At 74.0% G+C, this 16043-nt stretch carries 13 protein-coding genes; 5 read left to right on the top strand and 8 right to left on the bottom strand.

Annotation, left to right across the window (positions count from 1 at the left end; translation table 11 throughout):
• Positions 1 to 55: 55 nt before the first annotated feature.
• The gene (locus ACWDRB_RS28780; RefSeq protein WP_449898730.1) at positions 56 to 931 is read right to left on the bottom strand and encodes an IclR family transcriptional regulator; all 876 of its coding nucleotides are present in this window, start codon (positions 929 to 931) and stop codon (positions 56 to 58) included.
• Between the two features lie 265 nt (positions 932 to 1196).
• Here ACWDRB_RS28780 and ACWDRB_RS28775 point away from each other — a divergent pair, with 265 nt between their 5' ends.
• The 3 genes from ACWDRB_RS28775 (at position 1197) to ACWDRB_RS28765 (ending at position 6277) form a co-directional block, all read left to right on the top strand.
• On the top strand, positions 1197 to 3683 hold the full coding sequence (locus ACWDRB_RS28775; RefSeq protein ID WP_449898728.1) for a beta-glucosidase: 2487 nt from the start codon (positions 1197 to 1199) through the stop codon (positions 3681 to 3683).
• Complete coding sequence (locus tag ACWDRB_RS28770; protein ID WP_449898726.1) at positions 3680 to 5239, top strand: carboxylesterase/lipase family protein; 1560 nt, start codon at positions 3680 to 3682, stop codon at positions 5237 to 5239. The genes ACWDRB_RS28775 and ACWDRB_RS28770 overlap by 4 nt, the downstream gene beginning before the upstream one ends.
• Before the next feature lie 66 nt (positions 5240 to 5305).
• A complete protein-coding gene (locus ACWDRB_RS28765) occupies positions 5306 to 6277 on the top strand; it encodes a glycosyltransferase family 2 protein (RefSeq protein WP_449898723.1) in 972 nt (323 codons plus the stop codon).
• Positions 6278 to 6317: 40 nt separating this feature from the next.
• Here the strand turns inward: ACWDRB_RS28765 and ACWDRB_RS28760 are convergent, their stop codons facing one another.
• The 7 genes from ACWDRB_RS28760 to ACWDRB_RS28730 are packed head-to-tail and all read right to left on the bottom strand — an operon-like array spanning position 6318 to position 12843.
• Positions 6318 to 7553, bottom strand: coding sequence for a glycosyltransferase family 4 protein (locus tag ACWDRB_RS28760; protein ID WP_449898721.1), 1236 nt, complete (start codon positions 7551 to 7553; stop codon positions 6318 to 6320).
• Positions 7550 to 8788 carry a lipopolysaccharide biosynthesis protein gene (locus ACWDRB_RS28755; protein ID WP_449898718.1) on the bottom strand — a complete coding sequence of 413 codons (1239 nt, stop codon included), beginning with the start codon at positions 8786 to 8788 and terminating at the stop codon, positions 7550 to 7552. The genes ACWDRB_RS28760 and ACWDRB_RS28755 overlap by 4 nt, the downstream gene beginning before the upstream one ends.
• Positions 8776 to 9522 (bottom strand): NTP transferase domain-containing protein, encoded by a 747-nt coding sequence (locus tag ACWDRB_RS28750; RefSeq protein ID WP_449898716.1) that lies wholly within the window; start codon positions 9520 to 9522, stop codon positions 8776 to 8778. The genes ACWDRB_RS28755 and ACWDRB_RS28750 overlap by 13 nt, the downstream gene beginning before the upstream one ends.
• Complete coding sequence (locus ACWDRB_RS28745) at positions 9519 to 10268, bottom strand: HAD family hydrolase (RefSeq protein WP_449898714.1); 750 nt, start codon at positions 10266 to 10268, stop codon at positions 9519 to 9521. Before ACWDRB_RS28745 ends, ACWDRB_RS28750 begins: the two co-directional genes overlap by 4 nt.
• Positions 10265 to 11389 carry a 2-phospho-L-lactate transferase CofD family protein gene (locus ACWDRB_RS28740; RefSeq protein WP_449898711.1) on the bottom strand — a complete coding sequence of 375 codons (1125 nt, stop codon included), beginning with the start codon at positions 11387 to 11389 and terminating at the stop codon, positions 10265 to 10267. The genes ACWDRB_RS28745 and ACWDRB_RS28740 overlap by 4 nt, the downstream gene beginning before the upstream one ends.
• Positions 11386 to 12162, bottom strand: coding sequence for a glycosyltransferase family 2 protein (locus ACWDRB_RS28735; protein WP_449898708.1), 777 nt, complete (start codon positions 12160 to 12162; stop codon positions 11386 to 11388). Before ACWDRB_RS28735 ends, ACWDRB_RS28740 begins: the two co-directional genes overlap by 4 nt.
• A gap of 3 nt (positions 12163 to 12165) precedes the next feature.
• Positions 12166 to 12843 carry a hypothetical protein gene (locus tag ACWDRB_RS28730; RefSeq protein WP_355200773.1) on the bottom strand — a complete coding sequence of 226 codons (678 nt, stop codon included), beginning with the start codon at positions 12841 to 12843 and terminating at the stop codon, positions 12166 to 12168.
• Between the two features lie 667 nt (positions 12844 to 13510).
• On the opposite strand from ACWDRB_RS28730, the gene ACWDRB_RS28725 reads away from it, so the two are divergent.
• Together ACWDRB_RS28725 and ACWDRB_RS28720 are read left to right on the top strand one after the other, a co-directional pair.
• Positions 13511 to 14689, top strand: coding sequence for an ROK family transcriptional regulator (locus ACWDRB_RS28725; protein ID WP_350735253.1), 1179 nt, complete (start codon positions 13511 to 13513; stop codon positions 14687 to 14689).
• Positions 14690 to 14817: 128 nt separating this feature from the next.
• On the top strand, positions 14818 to 15945 hold the full coding sequence (locus tag ACWDRB_RS28720; protein ID WP_449898704.1) for a sugar phosphate isomerase/epimerase family protein: 1128 nt from the start codon (positions 14818 to 14820) through the stop codon (positions 15943 to 15945).
• Positions 15946 to 16043: the final 98 nt, after the last annotated feature.

Genomic DNA, 16043 nt, shown 5'->3' with positions numbered 1-16043 from the left:
GAAAGAGGAAAGCGAGCCGCACCACATCACACAACACCCGCGAAAGGCAACCCCGTCAGGGCCGCCCCGGGTGCGACTGCAGCCAGCGCGACAGCCCGCGGGCGGCGCCGACGACGGCCGGCACGAGCGCGCCCGGCTGCTGCTCGCCCACCCGCACCACGACCGACAGCGCGGCGATCACCTCGTCCGCCGCGTCCCGCACGGGGGCCGCCACCGACACCGCGTCCAGCGTGACCTGCCGGTCGCTGATGACGTACCCGTGTCGCCGCACCTCGGCCAGCACCCCCCGCAGCCGGCCGGGGTTCGCGATGGTCCGGTCGGTGAAGGCCGCCAGCGGCCCGGCCAGGTACGCCTCCTGCGTCGCGGGCGGCGTGTGGGCCAGCAGCGCCAGCCCGACGCCCGTGGCGTGCGCCGGGAAGCGCCCGCCCACCCGGCTGCGCACGCCGACCGCGTCCCGGCCGGAGATCCGCTCCAGGTAGAGCACATCGGGCGCGTCCAGGACGGCGAGCTGGGCGTGCTGGTGGGTGACCTCGTACAGGTCCTCCAGGAACGGCATGGCGACCTCGCGCAGGCCCAGCCCGCGCGGGGCCAGCGCGCCCACCTCCCACAAATGCAGCCCGATCTGGTAGCGGCCGTCGCGGTCGCGTTCCAGCGCGCCCCACGACATCAGCTCGCTGACCAGCCGGTGCGCCGTCGTCAACGGCATCGAGGCGCGGCGGCTGATGTCGGACAGGCTCAGCCTGGGGCACTCGCCGGAGAACGCGCTGAGCACGCTGAGGACCCGGCTCGTCACGGTCCGGCCGGCGGGCCGCCGCGCGCTTCCGGAAGCCGTCCGGCCCGCCGGCTGCTTGGCCGGCTGTTTGACACTGCCGGGCGCGTGCACGCCGCGGCGCATCGTGGCCGCGGCCGGGCCGTCGTCGGTTGTGGTCATGGTCGCCGCCTCCCGGTTCGGACCTGTCACCCCGCGATGTTCCGGTTTTTATGTTGTTTGCGGCAACGTAAACCCGTGCTGCCTGCGGGTCCAGCCCTCGAAGCCCCAGAGTTTGTTGCGATGGGTAACAATCCAGAAACACACCGAACGACGTTCTGAAAAGTCTTCCGTTCAACGGAGAACGCGGTTACGCAACCTCTCCGCGGCTCATATGTTGCGGGCGCGACCCCAGCCGGTCGGCCCGTTCCGCGAAGGAGCTGTTCACATGGCTGAAGCGCTCAACCCGTCGCTGACCCGCCGCGACGCGGCCCGGCTGCTCGGCGCGGCCGCCGCCGTCGCCGCGGTCCCCTCACGGTGGACCGCCCGCCGCACGGATGTCGACGCGCTCCTGCGGCAGCTGACGCTGGAGGAGAAGGTCTCGCTGCTGCACGGCGGCACCGACCCCGCCTCCAAGGGCCAGGCCGGGTACGTGCCCGGCGTGCCCCGCCTCGGCATCCCCGAGATCCGCCTGGCCGACGGGCCCGCCGGCGTGCGCGTCACGGCGAACGCCACCGCCCTGCCCGCGCCGGTGGCGCTCGCCTCGACGTTCGCCCCCGACCTCGCCCGGCGGTTCGGCGCGGTCATCGGCAGGGAGGGCCGCGCGCTGGGTATGGACGTCCTGCTGTCGCCGATGACCAACATCGTCCGGGTGCCGCAGGCGGGCCGGAACTTCGAGACGCTCGGGGAGGACCCGCTGCTGGCCGCCGCGCTCGTCGCCGGCGAGATCCGCGGCATCCAGGGCGAGGGCCTCATCGCCACCGTCAAGCACTACGCGGCCAACAACTTCGAGAACGCCCGCCAGACGATCGACGTCAAGGTGGACGAGCGGACCCTGCGCGAGATCTACCTGCCGGCCTTCGAGGCCGCCGTGCAGGCGGGCGTGGGCGCCGTCATGGCCGCCTACAACCACGTCAACGGCGTGTACGCCGCCGAGCACCCGCACCTGCTGACCGGGATCCTGCGCGACGAATGGCACTTCGGCGGCTGGGTGATGTCCGACTGGTTCGCCACGCACAGCGGCGCGCCCGCGCTCACCGCCGGGATGGACATGGAGATGCCCTTCGGCGTCAACTACGGGGGCCTGGCCGCCGCCGTCGCCTCCGGGCAGCTGGCCGAGTCGGTGGTGGACACCGCGGTGCGCCGCGTCCTCGTCCAGCTCGACCGGTTCGGCCTGCTCGGCGGCGGTCGGCCGCGGCCCTCCCCGGACCCGGCGGGCGGCGCCCGCACCGCGAAGGAGATCGCGCTGGCCGGCGCCGTGCTGCTGCGCAACGAACGGGACCTGCTGCCGCTGGGCCGCGCCGACCTGGCCGACCTGGTCGTCATCGGCCCCACCGCGGCCAGCCCCCTGGTGGGCGGCGGAGGAAGCGCCAGGGTGATCCCCGCGAACGCCGAGAGCCCGCTGACCGCCCTGCGCCGCCAGGCCGGCCCGGGCAGCCGCATCCGCTGGGCCACGGGCGTGGACCTGGAAGGGGTCCCGGTGCCCGCCTCCGCGCTGGTGCTCCAGCGCGCCCAGCAGGGCGGCACCCCGCAGGCCGCCGCCCAGGTCGACCACACCGGCGCGGACGCCCTGCCCGCCGGCTCGTCGTGGACGTGGACGGGCACGCTCACCGCGCCCGCGACCGGCGACTACGACCTGCGCATCCAGGGCGCGGGCGGAGTGCCGTCGTTCAACGGCTCGATCTCGCTGACCCTCGACGGTGTCAGGATCGGCTCGGTCGGCGCCCTCATCGGCGGCAACAGCAGCCTCATCGCGACCTCCGGCGGCCTGACGAACGCCGGCGCGACCGTCCGCCTCGAAGCCGGGGTGGCCAAGCCCGTCACCGTCGCGGCCACCGGCATCGCCGGCACGCCGCTGCAGGTCAGGCTGGCCTGGGTCACCCCGCAGCGCCGCCAGGAGGCGCTGCGCGAGGCCGCCGCGCTGGCCAAGGGGGCGCGGGCGGCGCTCGTGTTCGCCTTCAACGAGGGCACCGAGGGCGCCGACCGCGCCGCCCTCGCCCTCCCGAGCGGCCAGGACCCGGTCATCGGGGCCGTCGCCGCCGCCAACGCCCGCACCGCGGTCGTGCTCAACACCGGCGACCCGGTGCTCATGCCGTGGGCGCGGAACGTGTCCTCGATCCTGCAGATGTGGTACCCGGGCCAGGAGGGCGCCGACGCCACCGCCACACTCCTGCTCGGCGGCGCCAGCCCGGGCGGCAAGCTGCCGGTGACGTTCCCCGTGCGGGCCGAGGACGTGCCGACCGCGCAGCCCGAGCGCTACCCGGGCGTGGGCGGGGTCGCGGACTACAGCGAGGGCGTGCTCGTCGGCTACCGGCACTACGACGCGCACGGCATCGAGCCGCTGTTCCCCTTCGGGCACGGCCTGTCCTACACCCGCTTCGAGTACGACGGCCTGTCGGTGCGGGCCGCGGGCGGCGGGCTCAGCGTGTCCTTCACGGTCGCCAACACCGGCCGGCGCGCCGGGGTGGAGGTGCCGCAGGTGTATCTCGGCTCGCCGTCAAGCCCGCCGGTCCCGATGCCGCCCCGCGCGCTCGCCGGGTTCGCCCGGGTGCCGCTGTCGCCCGGCGAGCGGCGCCGCGTCACCGTGACGGTGCCGCTGCGCGCACTGCAGTACTGGTCGGACGGCGGGTGGACCCTCGCGAGGGGCCGCCGTACCGTCCACGTCGGGTCCTCCTCCAGGGACCTGCGTCTACGTCAGGAGGTCACAGTCCGATGAGACGATTACTGATCGCGCTCGCCGCGGCGGCCCTGGCCGCCGCCGTCCCCGTGCCCGCCGCCGCGTCCGGCGGCGACCGGCCGACGGCGCGTACCGACACCGGCTTCGTACGCGGGGCCCGCGCGGACGGCGTCGACCGCTTCCTCGCCCTCCCGTACGCCGCCCCGCCCACCGGCGACCTGCGCTGGCGGGCACCCCGGCCGGCGCCCGCCTGGCAGGGCGTGCGCGACGCGTCCCAGTGGGGCAACCGCTGCCCCGCCGCCGCCAGCACCAACGGCCCCCGCTCCGAGACCGAGGACTGCCTCTACCTCAACGTGTTCCGCCCCGCCGGCACGAAGGCCGGGCAGCGGCTGCCCGTGCTGTTCTGGATCCATGGCGGCGGCCTGCAGAACGGCTCGGCCAACCAGCACGACGGCACCCTGATCGCCCAGCTCGAGAACGTCGTCGTGGTGAGCGTCAACTACCGGCTCGGCGTGTTCGGCTACCTGGCCCACCCGCTGCTGGCCGCAGAATCGGGCACGGAAGCGGGCACGTCCGGCAACTACGGCCTGGCCGACCAGCAGGCCGCGCTGCGCTGGGTGCACCGCAACATCGCCGCGTTCGGCGGCGACCCCCGCCAGGTCACCATCGACGGCGAGTCGGCCGGCGGCTTCTCCGTCTGCGCCAACCTCGCCTCGCCCGCCTCGGCCGGGCTGTTCGCCCGCGCGATCATCCAGAGCGGGTCCTGCACCAGCCGCCCGTACGCGGACGGCGAGCAGGCCGGCGCCTCCATCGCCACCGCGCTCGGCTGCTCCGACCTGGCCTGCCTGCGCGGGCTGAGCGCGGCCAAGCTGGTCGACGGGCCGCAGTTCGCCTCGTTCCTGTACGGCACGCCCGCCCTGCCGGAGAACCCCGACACCGCCGTCCGGGCGGGCCGCTTCCAGCGGGTCCCCCTGGTCGTCGGCGCCAACCGCGACGAGGGACGCACGTTCCTGCAGGGCGCCCGCGGCTGGACCAAGGAGCAGTACGAGGGCTGGATGCGCGGCCTCTTCCCCGACCGCGCCGACGCCGTCCTGGCCAGGTATCCGTGGCCAGCGCAGTCCGACCAGTTCACCTCGGCGTACCTGGCGGCGGCCGTCTTCACCGACTCCGGCTTCCTGGCCGGCCTCGGCGGCTGCCCGACGCTGCGCTTCATCGAGGCCCTGTCCACCCACACCCGCGTGTACGGCTACCGCTTCGACCACCGCACCGGCCCCGGGCTGAGCCCCGAGCCGGCCGGCTACGAGTGGGGCGCGGGGCACGCCGCCGAGCTGGCCTACCTGTGGCCGAGCTTCGACAACGGCACCCCGATCGCGCCGACGTTCGACGCCTCGGAGCGGCGGCTGGCCCGCGACATGGTGCACTACTGGGGGTCGTTCACGATCGGCGGGCAGCCGCGGGCCGCGTACTCGGCGCGCTGGCCGGCCTTCAACGGGACCTCCCTCGTCATGTCCCTGAGGGCGGGCGGGAAGTCCACGCCGGTCCCGCTGGCCACGATGCTCGCCGAGCACAACTGCGACCTGTGGGAGGCCGGCTGAGATGATGCGCCGCGGGGGCCGGCCGCGAGATCATGGAAGTCCCAGGACTCGCGAAGGGCGGCCCCCGTGACGAGAGTTTCCCTGATCGTGCCGTGCTACAACGCGGCCAGGACCCTGCGCCTGTGCCTGGAGTCGGCGCTGTCCCAGACCCGGCCGCCCGACGAGATCGTCGTGGTGGACGACGCCAGCGGCGACGGCTCCCCGGCCATCGCCGAGGAGCTGGGCTGCCGGGTCGTCCGGCTCCCCGACAACCGCGGCGTCTCGGCGGCCAGGAACGCCGGGGTGGAGAGCACCACCGGCGACGTGATCTTCTTCCTCGACAGCGACGTGGCGTTACGCCCGGACGCGGTCGCGGGCGCCGTCCGGATCCTGGAGGAGGATCCCGGGGTCGGCTGCGTCCACGGCGTCTACGACACCGAGCCGCTCATCGACGACGGCCCGGTCGAGTGGTATCGCCTGCTCCACCAGGTCCACTGGCGGCGCAGGCACCTCGGCGAGGTCAACAGCGTCGTGTTCGCGCTGGCCGCGATCCGCCGCTCGGTGTGGCTGGAGGCGGGCCGGCTCGACGAGGGCCTGCGCGACAGCGAGGACGTGGAGTACAGCAGCCGCCTGGCCGTGCGCACCAGGATCCTGCTGACCGACGCGGTGATGGGCCGCCACGACGAGGGGCACCGGTTCCTGCCGGTGCTCGCCGAGCAGTGGCGGCGCGCGCTGCCGCTGATCCCGCTCGCCCTGGCCACGGCCAGGCGCGGCGCGGCCAAGCCCGAGAACGCCAACAGCCGGGCCGGCATCCTCGCCTGCGCGCTCGCGCTGGCGTCCCTGCCGCTGGGGCTGGTGCATCCCGGCCTGTTCGCGGTGCCGGTCGCGCTGGTGGGGTGGTTCGTGGTGGCCGATCCGCGGCTGCTGCGGTTCGTGCACCGGGAGCGGGGGGCGGCCTTCACCGCCTACTTCATGGCCGTCCACCTGGCGGTCCACGTGGTGCTCGTCACCGGCCTCGCCGTGGGCTCCCTGCGCGTGCTCAAGGGAGCCCCCGCATGACCCGCATGACCCGCCTGACCCGGCCGCCCGGCACACGTGGTCAGCGGAGCTGCCGCCCGGCCTTCACCGCCGTCCGGTAGACCTCGGCCGTCCCGGCGGCGGCGCGCGACCAGCCGAGGCTCTCCCTGACGAACCGCTCGCCCCGCTCGGCCAGCCCCCGGCGCAGTGCCGCGTCGGACATCACCTCGATCACGCCCCGCGCGATGTCGGCGGGCTCGCCCGCCCGCACGACGTACGCCGCGGGCCGGTCCGGGTCCGGGCCGAGGAAGACCCGGGAGAAGCCGTCCCCCAGGATCGTCGCCCGGCCCATCGCCATCGCCTCGGTCGCCACCAGCCCGAACGGCTCGAACAGCGACGGGAACACGCACGCCGCGGCCAGCTCGTAGTACTCCAGCAGCTCCCGCCCCCCGACGAACCGCCCCGGGACCAGCACCCGCCCCCGCAGCCCCGTCGCGGCGACGATCCGCTCGACGCCCTCGACGTCCCCCTCGCCGAGGATCACCAGCCGCAGCCCCGGCACCGCCCCGGCGGCCGCCCGCATCGCCTCCAGCAGCTGGTAGACGCCCTTCTGCCGCTCGATCCTGCCCACGAACAGCAGCACCGGATCCCCTTCCGCCAGCCCCAGCCGCCCGCGCAGGGCCGCCGCCCCGGCCCGCAGCGCGTCGCGGTCCAGCGACGGGAGCACCGCCTCGTACGTCCCGCCCAGCGGCACCACGTCGATGGGCGTCCGGGCCCAGCCGGCGGCCACGAGCTGGTCGCGCACCTCCGGCGTGGCCACCACCACCCGCCGGGCGACCCGGGCCAGCCACCGCTCCAGCGCCGCGAACACCTTCAGCGGGTCGGAGATGCTGCGCTGCGGCGCGACGCCGTACTCCGTGGTGTGCACGTGGAAGACCACCGGCAGCCGCAGCACGTAGTGGCAGAGCAGGCCCGACAGGAAGTTCGTCGAGTCGTGCACGGCGACCAGGTCGGGCCGCTCCCGGCGGCGGCGCAGCCGCAGGAAGTAGCGCCAGTTGCTGACCACGACGTTCAGCGCGAGCAGCAGGAACTCCGAGCGCCTGGTGCGGTTGAGCCGCCTTCCCCCGAGCAGGGAGCCGCGCGGGCGGTGCACGCGGACGCCGTCCACGATCTCGTCCACCGGCAGGCGGCCGTCGTTCGGCGTGTACACGGTCAGCTCGTGGCCGCGGGCCAGGTACGGGGTGATCAGCTCGGCGTACCTGCCCAGCCCGGCGGTGACGTTCGGCGGGAACTGGTTGACGACGCAGGCGATTCTCATGGGGGGCTCCGGTAGACGCGGGCGGCCGCCACGGCCACGACGGCCAGCAGGACGAGGTTGGCCAGCGCGAAGCCGGCGAGCCCGCCCGCCAGCCCCTGCCGGTGGATGCAGGCCGCCAGCACGGCCAGGGCGGGCGGCGTCCCCGCGGCCAGGCAGCCGATGAGCACCCTGGCCCCGCGCACCCCGTCCATGGACAGGGCGACCGAGTACAGGTTGAACGCCGTGTGCGCGCCGATGCCCAGCGCCGACAGCGCCATCAGGCCGAGCGAGTACGGGTACTCGCCGCCCATCACCCGGAAGAACACCGTGCTCGCGGCGAACGAGAACACCGCCGCGACCCCGGCGACCGCCGGGACCAGCCGGGCGATCCGCCGCATCAGCAGCGCCTTGTCCATGGTGGCCATCACCGGCAGCAGCACCAGCCCGACCCCGTCGGTGAATACCACGCCCAGCAGCCGCTTGGGGAAGCCGTTGTAGACCGAGTACACGCCGACCTCGGCCGGGCCCGCCCAGTGGTTCAGGAAGATCACGTCGACGCCGAAGAGCACGCCGGTGAGCGCGGCGATGACGGTCACGTACATGCCGTGCCGGTACAGCGACCGGGCCAGCCGCGCCGACCAGAGCCCCGGCCGCACCCGCACCGCCGCCAGCGCCGCCACGGCGAACGCCACGTTCGTGGCGATCAGCGCGACCAGGTACGGCTCGGCCTCCCTGATCCCCAGCACCAGCAGGCAGTAGGAAGCGGCGCCCAGGTACACGACCGCGATGGCCAGCTTGAGCCCCGCCACGAAGGCGAAGCGCTTCAGCCCGCGCAGGAAGCTCTCGGTGAGCTGGTTCACCGTCATCGACGCCGCCAGCGCCAGCCCGAAGGCGAGCGTGCGCGTGTCCACGTTCAGCGCGGCCGTGAGCAGCGGCGCCGCCAGCAGGCCCAGCGCGGCCAGCCCGGCGCTGACCGCCAGCGTGGCCGGCAGCGCCGTCGCCACCAGCTCGGCCCGCCGCCCCGGCTCGGCCCTGGGCAGCTCCTGCAGCATCACGTAGTGCAGGCTCGTCAGCATCCCGACGGTGACGATCAGCGCGATCGACAGCACCACCGTGAACTGGCCGAACGCGCTCGCCCCCGCGCCCCGCGCGATGACCAGCGTGGTCGCCGCCGCCGTGCCGCTGGCCACCGTGCTCACCAGCGTCGGCCCCGCCACCGGGCGCAGGCGCGCCGTGCGGGACTTCAGGAGCCGCACCGCTGGTACGCCCGCCGCGCGAACTCCAGGTCCTCCGGGGTGTTGATCCCGCGCGCCTCGGCCGCGTCCGTCGCCGGCACGACCGTCACCGGCCGCCCTTCGGCCCGCGACAGGTGCGTCAGGAACGGCAGGAAGTTCACCTCGCCGGTGGCCGCGCCCGCCGCCGCCCCGGCCGCGTACCGCTCCCACGCCTGCCGCAGCCCGCCGGTGGCCAGGCAGAACACGCCGACGTCGCTGAGCCCGCCGGGACGGCACTCGTCGCCCTCGCGGGACTGCCGCACGCGTACGAGCCCGTCCCCGTCCAGCTCGTACTCCACGTACGGATCGGCCATCGGCACCAGCGGCAGCGTCAGCCCCTCGCCCGGGTGGGCGGCCAGGACGTCGCGCACGGTCGCGGGGGAGAGGTTGGCCTGGTCGCCCCAGACCACCAGGATCGTCTCGTACGCCGCCCAGTGCGCGGCGGCGCCGAAGATCGCGTCCCCCATGCCGGTAGGCCGCTCCTGCACGCTCACCGACACCGCGCCCGCGGCGATCTCCCCGGCGGCGAGCTCCCGGAACGGGCCCTCGCCGTCGGGGGAGACGACGACGTGCACGTGCCGCGTCCACGGCCGCAGCCGGCGCAGCAGCAGGTGCCACACGGTGACGCCCTCGGCCACCTCGATCATGATCTTCGGAACCCCCTGGCCCAGCCGCGTCCCCCGCCCCGCCGCCGGGATCACCGCACAAACAGTCACTTGTCCTCCAGCAGGGACACGATGTCCTCCAGCCCGCGCACCGCGACCGCGCCGGGGGCGGGCTCGGTGGTGTGGACGTGCAGCGTCACCAGGCCGGCGCCGACGGCGGAGGCCACCCCGTGGGCGGAGTCCTCCAGCACCAAGGCCTCGGCCGGATCGACGCCCCAGCGGCGGCAGGCCAGGCCGTAGAACTCCGGGTCCGGCTTGCTCACCGGCACGTCGTCGGCGGTGAGCACGTCGCGGAAGCACGCCCCCAGCGACGAGCCCGCCAGCACCCGCTCCACCGACCCCCGGCTGCCGGCGGTGACCAGGTACGCCACCCGTCCCCGCGCCGCCAGCCGGTCGAGCAGCCGGCGCGCCCCCGGGAACGGCCGGACCCGGCCCGCCGCGACGAACTCCCGGTAGAGCGCCTGCTTGCGCCGCGCCAGCCGGGCCGCCACGTCCCGGTCCCCGGTGAGGAGCGCGGCGACCTCGGCGGTGCTCGCGCCCGCGTGATCGGCGTACCGGAAGGACGGGAGGGCGGCCGGTACGAGCTCGGCGACGGACTGCCGGAACGCGGCCTCGTGCGCGGGGAAGGAGTCCACGAGCGTCCCGTCGAGATCGCACAACCACACCCGCCGCCCGGCCACCAGCCCCGCGACCGGCCCCGCGACCGGCGCACCGGCGCCGACGGCGCTTCCCCGGGCGGCGCCGGGCGAGGCGGCCTTCTGGACGGCACCGGGTGCGGCGCCCGTGGGGCCGCTCATCCGGCGCGCGCCAGCGGGATCTCGCCGAGCACGGCCCGCAGCGCCTCGGCCGTGCGCGGGCCGTCGTGCGTGCCGGGACGCCCGGCGTCCTCGACGTCCGCGCCGATCCAGCGCGCCCCCGCCCAGCAGCCGCGCTCCACGACCCCGAGCGGCACGGCGGGACCCCCGGACCCGCCCCGGCGGCTGAGCACGTGCGTGATCGTGCGCCGTTCGTTGCCCGGGTCGCCCAGGTACGCCAGCGTGCGGTCCACCAGGTCGGTGGCCGTCAGCCCCTGGATGTCGTGATCGCCCCCGAGGTTGACGACGAACACCCTGGCCGCGGCCCGGCTCTCCGCGACCGCCCCGGCCAGCCCCGGCGTCAGGTAGCTGGGCAGCAGCGACGAGTGCGGCGTGCCCGGGCCGTACACGATGAGGTCGCTGTCCCGGACGGCCGCCAGCGCCTCGGGGCTGGGCGTGACCGTGGCGGCGCGCCGCGCGAGCAGCTCCGGCGACCCGGAGAGCTCGTCCGGGCCGGGCGGCTCGCGCAGCAGGAACAGCCCGGTGATGGCCACCGCGTCCTGCGGCGCGACGATGTCGGCCTCGTCGGCCAGCACCCGCCCGTTCTCCTTGAGCGCGACCAGGAACGCGTTCTCGCCGCCCGTCACGTTGAGCAGCCGCGCCGGCGACCCGAACGTGTGCGCGCACGCGCGTACCGCCGCGTTGAAGTCCTCGCCCAGGCGCAGGTACGCCCCCGCGAGCACCAGGTTACCCAGCGCGCAGCCGGCCAGGTCGAGCCCGTCCGGCTCGGCGCGCAGCCGCCCGGCGAACACCCGCAGCTCCCGCGCGATCCGGTAGTCCAGCGGCCCGCCGGCCAGCCGCGCCAGGTCCGCGGCCGTGGTCCCGGCTGGCAGGCGGCGTTCGAGCAGCTCGCGCCGGGGGTCGCCGGGGTCCAGGTGGAGCAGGAGGTTCTTGCGGAAGTCCGAAGGGCCGAGCATGCCCGGCAGGTAGCGGCGCAGCGCGCCGGTGGACAGCCCGTTGTCGTACCCGTTGATCAGCAGGGACAGCTCCAGCCCCGGCACCCGCAGCAGGGCTCGGGCGATCCCCGCCGCGCCCCGCCCGCCGCTGAACATGGCGACCCTCACGGGACCTCCTCGTGGCTCGCGGGGACCCGCAGCACGCCGCGCCGCAGCAGCCAGTGGCGCAGCCCGAGGTAACCGACGAACAGGGCCCGGTCGCGCGCCCCCCGCCAGAACCGCCAGCCCCGGCTGCCGCCGCCCCGCTCGCGGTGCTCGATCGGCAGCTCCACCCACGCGTGGCCCAGCTCGGCGACGCGGGCGGTGATCTCGGTCGAGCAGTTCATCCCGGCCGACTCCAGCGGCAGCGCGCGGAACAGCGGCCCGTGCACCACCTTGAAGATCGAGTTGAAGTCGCGGTAGCGGGTGCGGTGCAGCAGGTTGCTGACCGCGCCGCTGGCCGCCGACCCCCACCGGTACGGCAGGCTGTCGGCCTTCCTGATCCGGGCGCCCGAGAACGCGAGCCCCGCCCCGGCCCGGATGCGCTCGATGAAGCGGTCCAGGTTCGCGATCGGGAACTGGCCGTCGGAGTCGAGCAGTACGACCCAGTCCATCCGGGTACGCGCGATCGCGGCCGCGATGGCGGCACCCGCGCCCCGGTTGCGCTCGAACGTGACGACGACGAGCCGCGGGCACTCCGCCCGCAGGCCCTCCAGGATCCTCCCGGTCGCGTCGGCGCTGCCGTCGTCGCACACGACGATCTCCCAGGCGCCGATCGCCGGGTTACGCTCCAGGTAGTCCCGCCATTCCGTCACCGCGGCCGCGATGTTGTCCGCCTCGTTGTACGCGGGCGCCGCCACCGAGATGTCGATGAGGGGCGCCGCGGCAGGCGCGTTCGGCAAGGGTCACCTCCTCCGGGTGGCATCCGCGCCGGCTCCCGTCAGGCGCGCGATCCAGCGGTCAAGGGGAAGCAGGTTGACGCCCACGATCAGCGGGACGTGCGCCAGCGTGAACCAGATCGCCGCGCCGAACGTGATCGGCCCGCCGGTGAACAGGTTGATGTGCGGGGCGTCGATGCGCTCGGGGATCGGCACCGGGTTGACCACCTGCCACATCACGTCCAGGAAGCCCGAGAACACGATCAGCACCCCCGTGGCCATGATCTTCAGGCAGCGGCCGGGGGAGCCGCCGCCGATCCGGTACGCGGCGGCGGCGGTGAGCACGATCCCCGGGTAGAGCAGCAGGTAGAGATGGGTGTAGAAGCCGTCGCCGTACGCCCGCGCGCCGTCGCCGTAGTAGAACCAGCTGATCCGCGGGATCAGGTAGCCGGTCAGGAAGACGAACGGGGCGTACAGCAGCCAGTGCAGGCGTGGCGACACCCACGGGAAGAACGCGATCGCGCAGCACAGGAAGGCGAAGGCGAGCAGCTTGGCCACGAGCTGCCAGGCGGCGCCGATCTCCCGGGCGTGCGGGGTGGCCAGCCAGACGAAGGCGAAGCCGGCCGCCCCGATGGCCAGGGCGATCCACCAGATGTGCGCGGCCCATGGGCGCCGGGCGTCGAGAAGGGGGTCGGGATGGTTCACTGCCGGTCCTCGTGGAGGGGCGTCATGGGGGAACGCGCTCGCGGGAGCGCTCCCAAACGCAGTATGGCACCTACGCCCGCAATGGTGGCCTCAATACCAAATATCGGACCCGCCGGAATTGTCTGGCCTATTGACTAACCGTAGTGAAGGGGTAAAAGCCCAGTTCATCCCCCTTGCTGCAAGGTATCTGGAAATCTGGAACGTTTTACTCGCGAACCGGCACGAGCGGGCCTGCCTGGGATGTCAAGCCCTTGCTCTCGACGTGATTGCGCCGGCCGTTAGCCGCTCATCAATTGGGCAAATTCCAGAGTTTATCGGCATGTGTGCAGTTCAAGCGGGGTCTGGTAGGCTTGGGAGCGCTCCCGCGCCTGGTTCGCATTCTGGGCCCGAAACACTGGTTTCCGGATCGCCGGAACCAGGCCCTGTGGAGGATCCGGCCGGGTGGCATCCCTGCGGTGCCCGCGTCTCGGCGCGACGGCGGGCGAGGGCCGGACCGAATCCTCCAAGGCGTAGAGCGTTGATCCCGGGCCGGAGCTCGGGAATTGCCGGACGATCTCACGATATGTGGGCTGTTGCCCACATATGTCCGACATATTTCGCGACGATAGATCGGGCTTTTCGTTTCTGTCAACATAAGTCGGTCGATCATCGAAGTAAGGTAGTACCCATGACAACGGGATCCAACGGCCAGAGCGCCGGAGCGGGGGCGCTGCTGGCGATCCTCCGGGACGGGCGGGCGCGCACCCGCGGCGAGCTGGCCCAGCTCACCGGCCTGTCCAGGTCCACCGTGTCGCAGCGGCTCGACGCGCTGATCGCCGGGAGCTGGGTGGTGGCCGCCGACGACTCGATCTCCTCCGGGGGCCGCCCGGCGGCCGTGTTCGCGTTCAACGAGGGCGCGCGGGTGGTGCTCGCGGCCGACCTGGGCGCCACCCGCGCCCGCCTGGCCGTGCTCGACCTCGGCATGACCGTCCTCGCCGAACGGGCCGCAGACCTGCCCGTCGACCGGGGGCCCGAGCCCACCCTGGAGTGGGTCGCCACCGCCTTTCGCGAGCTGCTGGCCGACGCCGGGTATGACCTCGACCAGGTGTGCGGGGTCGGCGTCGGGCTGCCCGGACCGGTGGAGCACGCGTCGGGACGGCCGGTGAACCCGCCGATCATGCCCGGCTGGGACGGCTTCGACGTGCCCGGCTGGCTCGGGTCGCGGCTCGGCGCGCCGGTGCTGGCCGACAACGACGTGAACATCATGGCGCTCGGCGAGCACTGGGCCGCCGGACCCGAGATCGACCACCTGATCTTCATCAAGATCGGCACCGGGATCGGCTGCGGCATCATCTCCGGCGGCCGGCTGCATCGGGGCGCGCAGGGCGCCGCGGGGGACGTCGGCCACATCCGGGTCCCGGCGTCCGAGGCGCCCTGCAGGTGCGGGAACACCGGCTGCCTGGAGGCGGTCGCGGGCGGCGCGTCCATGGCGGCGCAGCTGCGCGCCGCCGGGGTCGACGCACACGGCAGCCGGGACGTGGTGGCGCTGATGCGCGCGGGCGACCTGCGCGCCACGCGGCTCGTCAGGCAGGCCGGCCGCGAGGTCGGCGCCGTGATGGCCTCGATCGTGAACTTCTTCAACCCCTCGCTCATCGTCATCGGCGGGGACGTCGCCGAGGCGGGCGAGCAGGTGCTGGCGGGGGTCAGGGAGACGATCTACAGCCGGTCGCTCCCGCTGGCCACCCAGCACCTCGGCATCAGGTCGAGCCGGCTCGGCGACCGGGCGGGCGTCGTCGGAGCCGCCGTCATGGTCGTCGACCACGTGCTCGCGCCGGACGCCATCGATCAGGCTTTCGGGCACCATTGACCGCTTCTGCGCGGCGTAGTAACAATTGATCGTCGCAGGCTCCCCGCGCGGTGGCATGTTCGTGGAGCCGGGCACAGTTACGCCGTGACGTGGTCGGCGCACGCGTCCCTCGAGAAAGGGAAACACGCGTGAGCCAGCTCCATGAGCAGGAAGAGGCGCTCCGCCGCACGTTCGGCCTGAGCCGCCGCCGCCTCCTCGCGGCCACCGCCGGCATCGCCGCCGCGGCCGCCGTCCCCCTCGCCCAGCCTGCCGCCGCCGACCCCGTGCAGGCCCAGGGCGGGTGGAACCGGCCGCTGATCCCGCCGGGCAAGCGCGGCATCATCCTCTACACCGTCCGCGACGCGATCGGCCGCGACCCGGCGTCCACGACCCTGCCGTCCGGCTTCCGCCGCGTGTTCGAGGCGCTCGCGCGCATCGGCTACCAGCAGGTCGAGTTCGCCGGGTACCGGCAGCACGCCAACGCCGAGGGCGGCGCGAACCTGGAGACCGTCGAGGGCGCCCGGCTGCTGCGGAGCTGGCTCGACGACAACGGGCTGCGGGCCGAGGGCAACCACGGCTTCATCCCGGCCTCGTGGCCGCTGAGCACCGCCGACCTCGACCGGTTCAAGCAGGTCCTGGAGATCGCGAACATCCTCGGCCTGGACCACGTGGGCACCGGCTCCGACCCGACGGGCAGCGCGTACAAGGCCGACTGGGACGTGGCGGCGGAGAAGTGGAACGCGCTCGGCGAGCTCGCCTGCCGGGCCGGGGTCAAGCTCTACACGCACAACCACGACGCGGCGTACGCGTTCCTGCTCGACAGCGGCCCGCTCGACGACCAGGGCCGGCCCACCCGCTCCTCGGGCATCCGCAAGCTGGAGTACTTCTTCGGGATCAGCGACCCCAGGCGGGTCTACTTCGAGATGGACATCTTCTGGGCGCACGTGGCCCAGTTCAAGCACCGTACGTACACCGCGCCCGACGGCTCGGCGCAGACCGACGTCTTCGACCCGCTCGCCACCGTGCTGGCGCAGGAGAAGCGGTTCCCGCTGTTCCACGCCAAGGACGGCACCGCCAACCCGGGCACCGCCAACGGCTACGACATGGTGCCGTTCGGGGCCGGGGACATCGACTACTCCCGCTTCTTCGGCCGGCTCCGCTCCAGGGGCCTGCACAACCCGATGTACGAGCAGGACAACGCGCCCGGCACGGACCCGGGCCAGTCGCTGCAGTACGCCGAGCTCAGCTACCGCAACATGGCCGCCCTGCGCGGCTGACCCCCACCACGACGCCGGACCGCCACGCGATCCCTGCCGTTGCAGCGGCAGGCGTGGCGGCCCGGATCATGACACTCCTCGTCCTAGGAGCGGCATCA

It is taken from the genome of Nonomuraea sp. NPDC003707, from assembly GCF_053587055.1.
Note: the sequence above shows the minus strand (reverse complement) of the source record. Positions and strands in the feature narration are given on the sequence as shown.

What these genes read in the sequence shown, in the direction of transcription:
- ACWDRB_RS28780 (WP_449898730.1), bottom strand. Translation starts at nt 931, where the DNA reads ATGACCACAACCGACGACGGCCCGGCCGCGGCCACGATGCGCCGCGGC.
- ACWDRB_RS28775 (WP_449898728.1), top strand. Translation starts at nt 1,197, where the DNA reads ATGGCTGAAGCGCTCAACCCGTCGCTGACCCGCCGCGACGCGGCCCGG.
- ACWDRB_RS28770 (WP_449898726.1), top strand. Translation starts at nt 3,680, where the DNA reads ATGAGACGATTACTGATCGCGCTCGCCGCGGCGGCCCTGGCCGCCGCC.
- ACWDRB_RS28760 (WP_449898721.1), bottom strand. Translation starts at nt 7,553, where the DNA reads ATGAGAATCGCCTGCGTCGTCAACCAGTTCCCGCCGAACGTCACCGCC.
- ACWDRB_RS28745 (WP_449898714.1), bottom strand. Translation starts at nt 10,268, where the DNA reads ATGAGCGGCCCCACGGGCGCCGCACCCGGTGCCGTCCAGAAGGCCGCC.
- ACWDRB_RS28725 (WP_350735253.1), top strand. Translation starts at nt 13,511, where the DNA reads ATGACAACGGGATCCAACGGCCAGAGCGCCGGAGCGGGGGCGCTGCTG.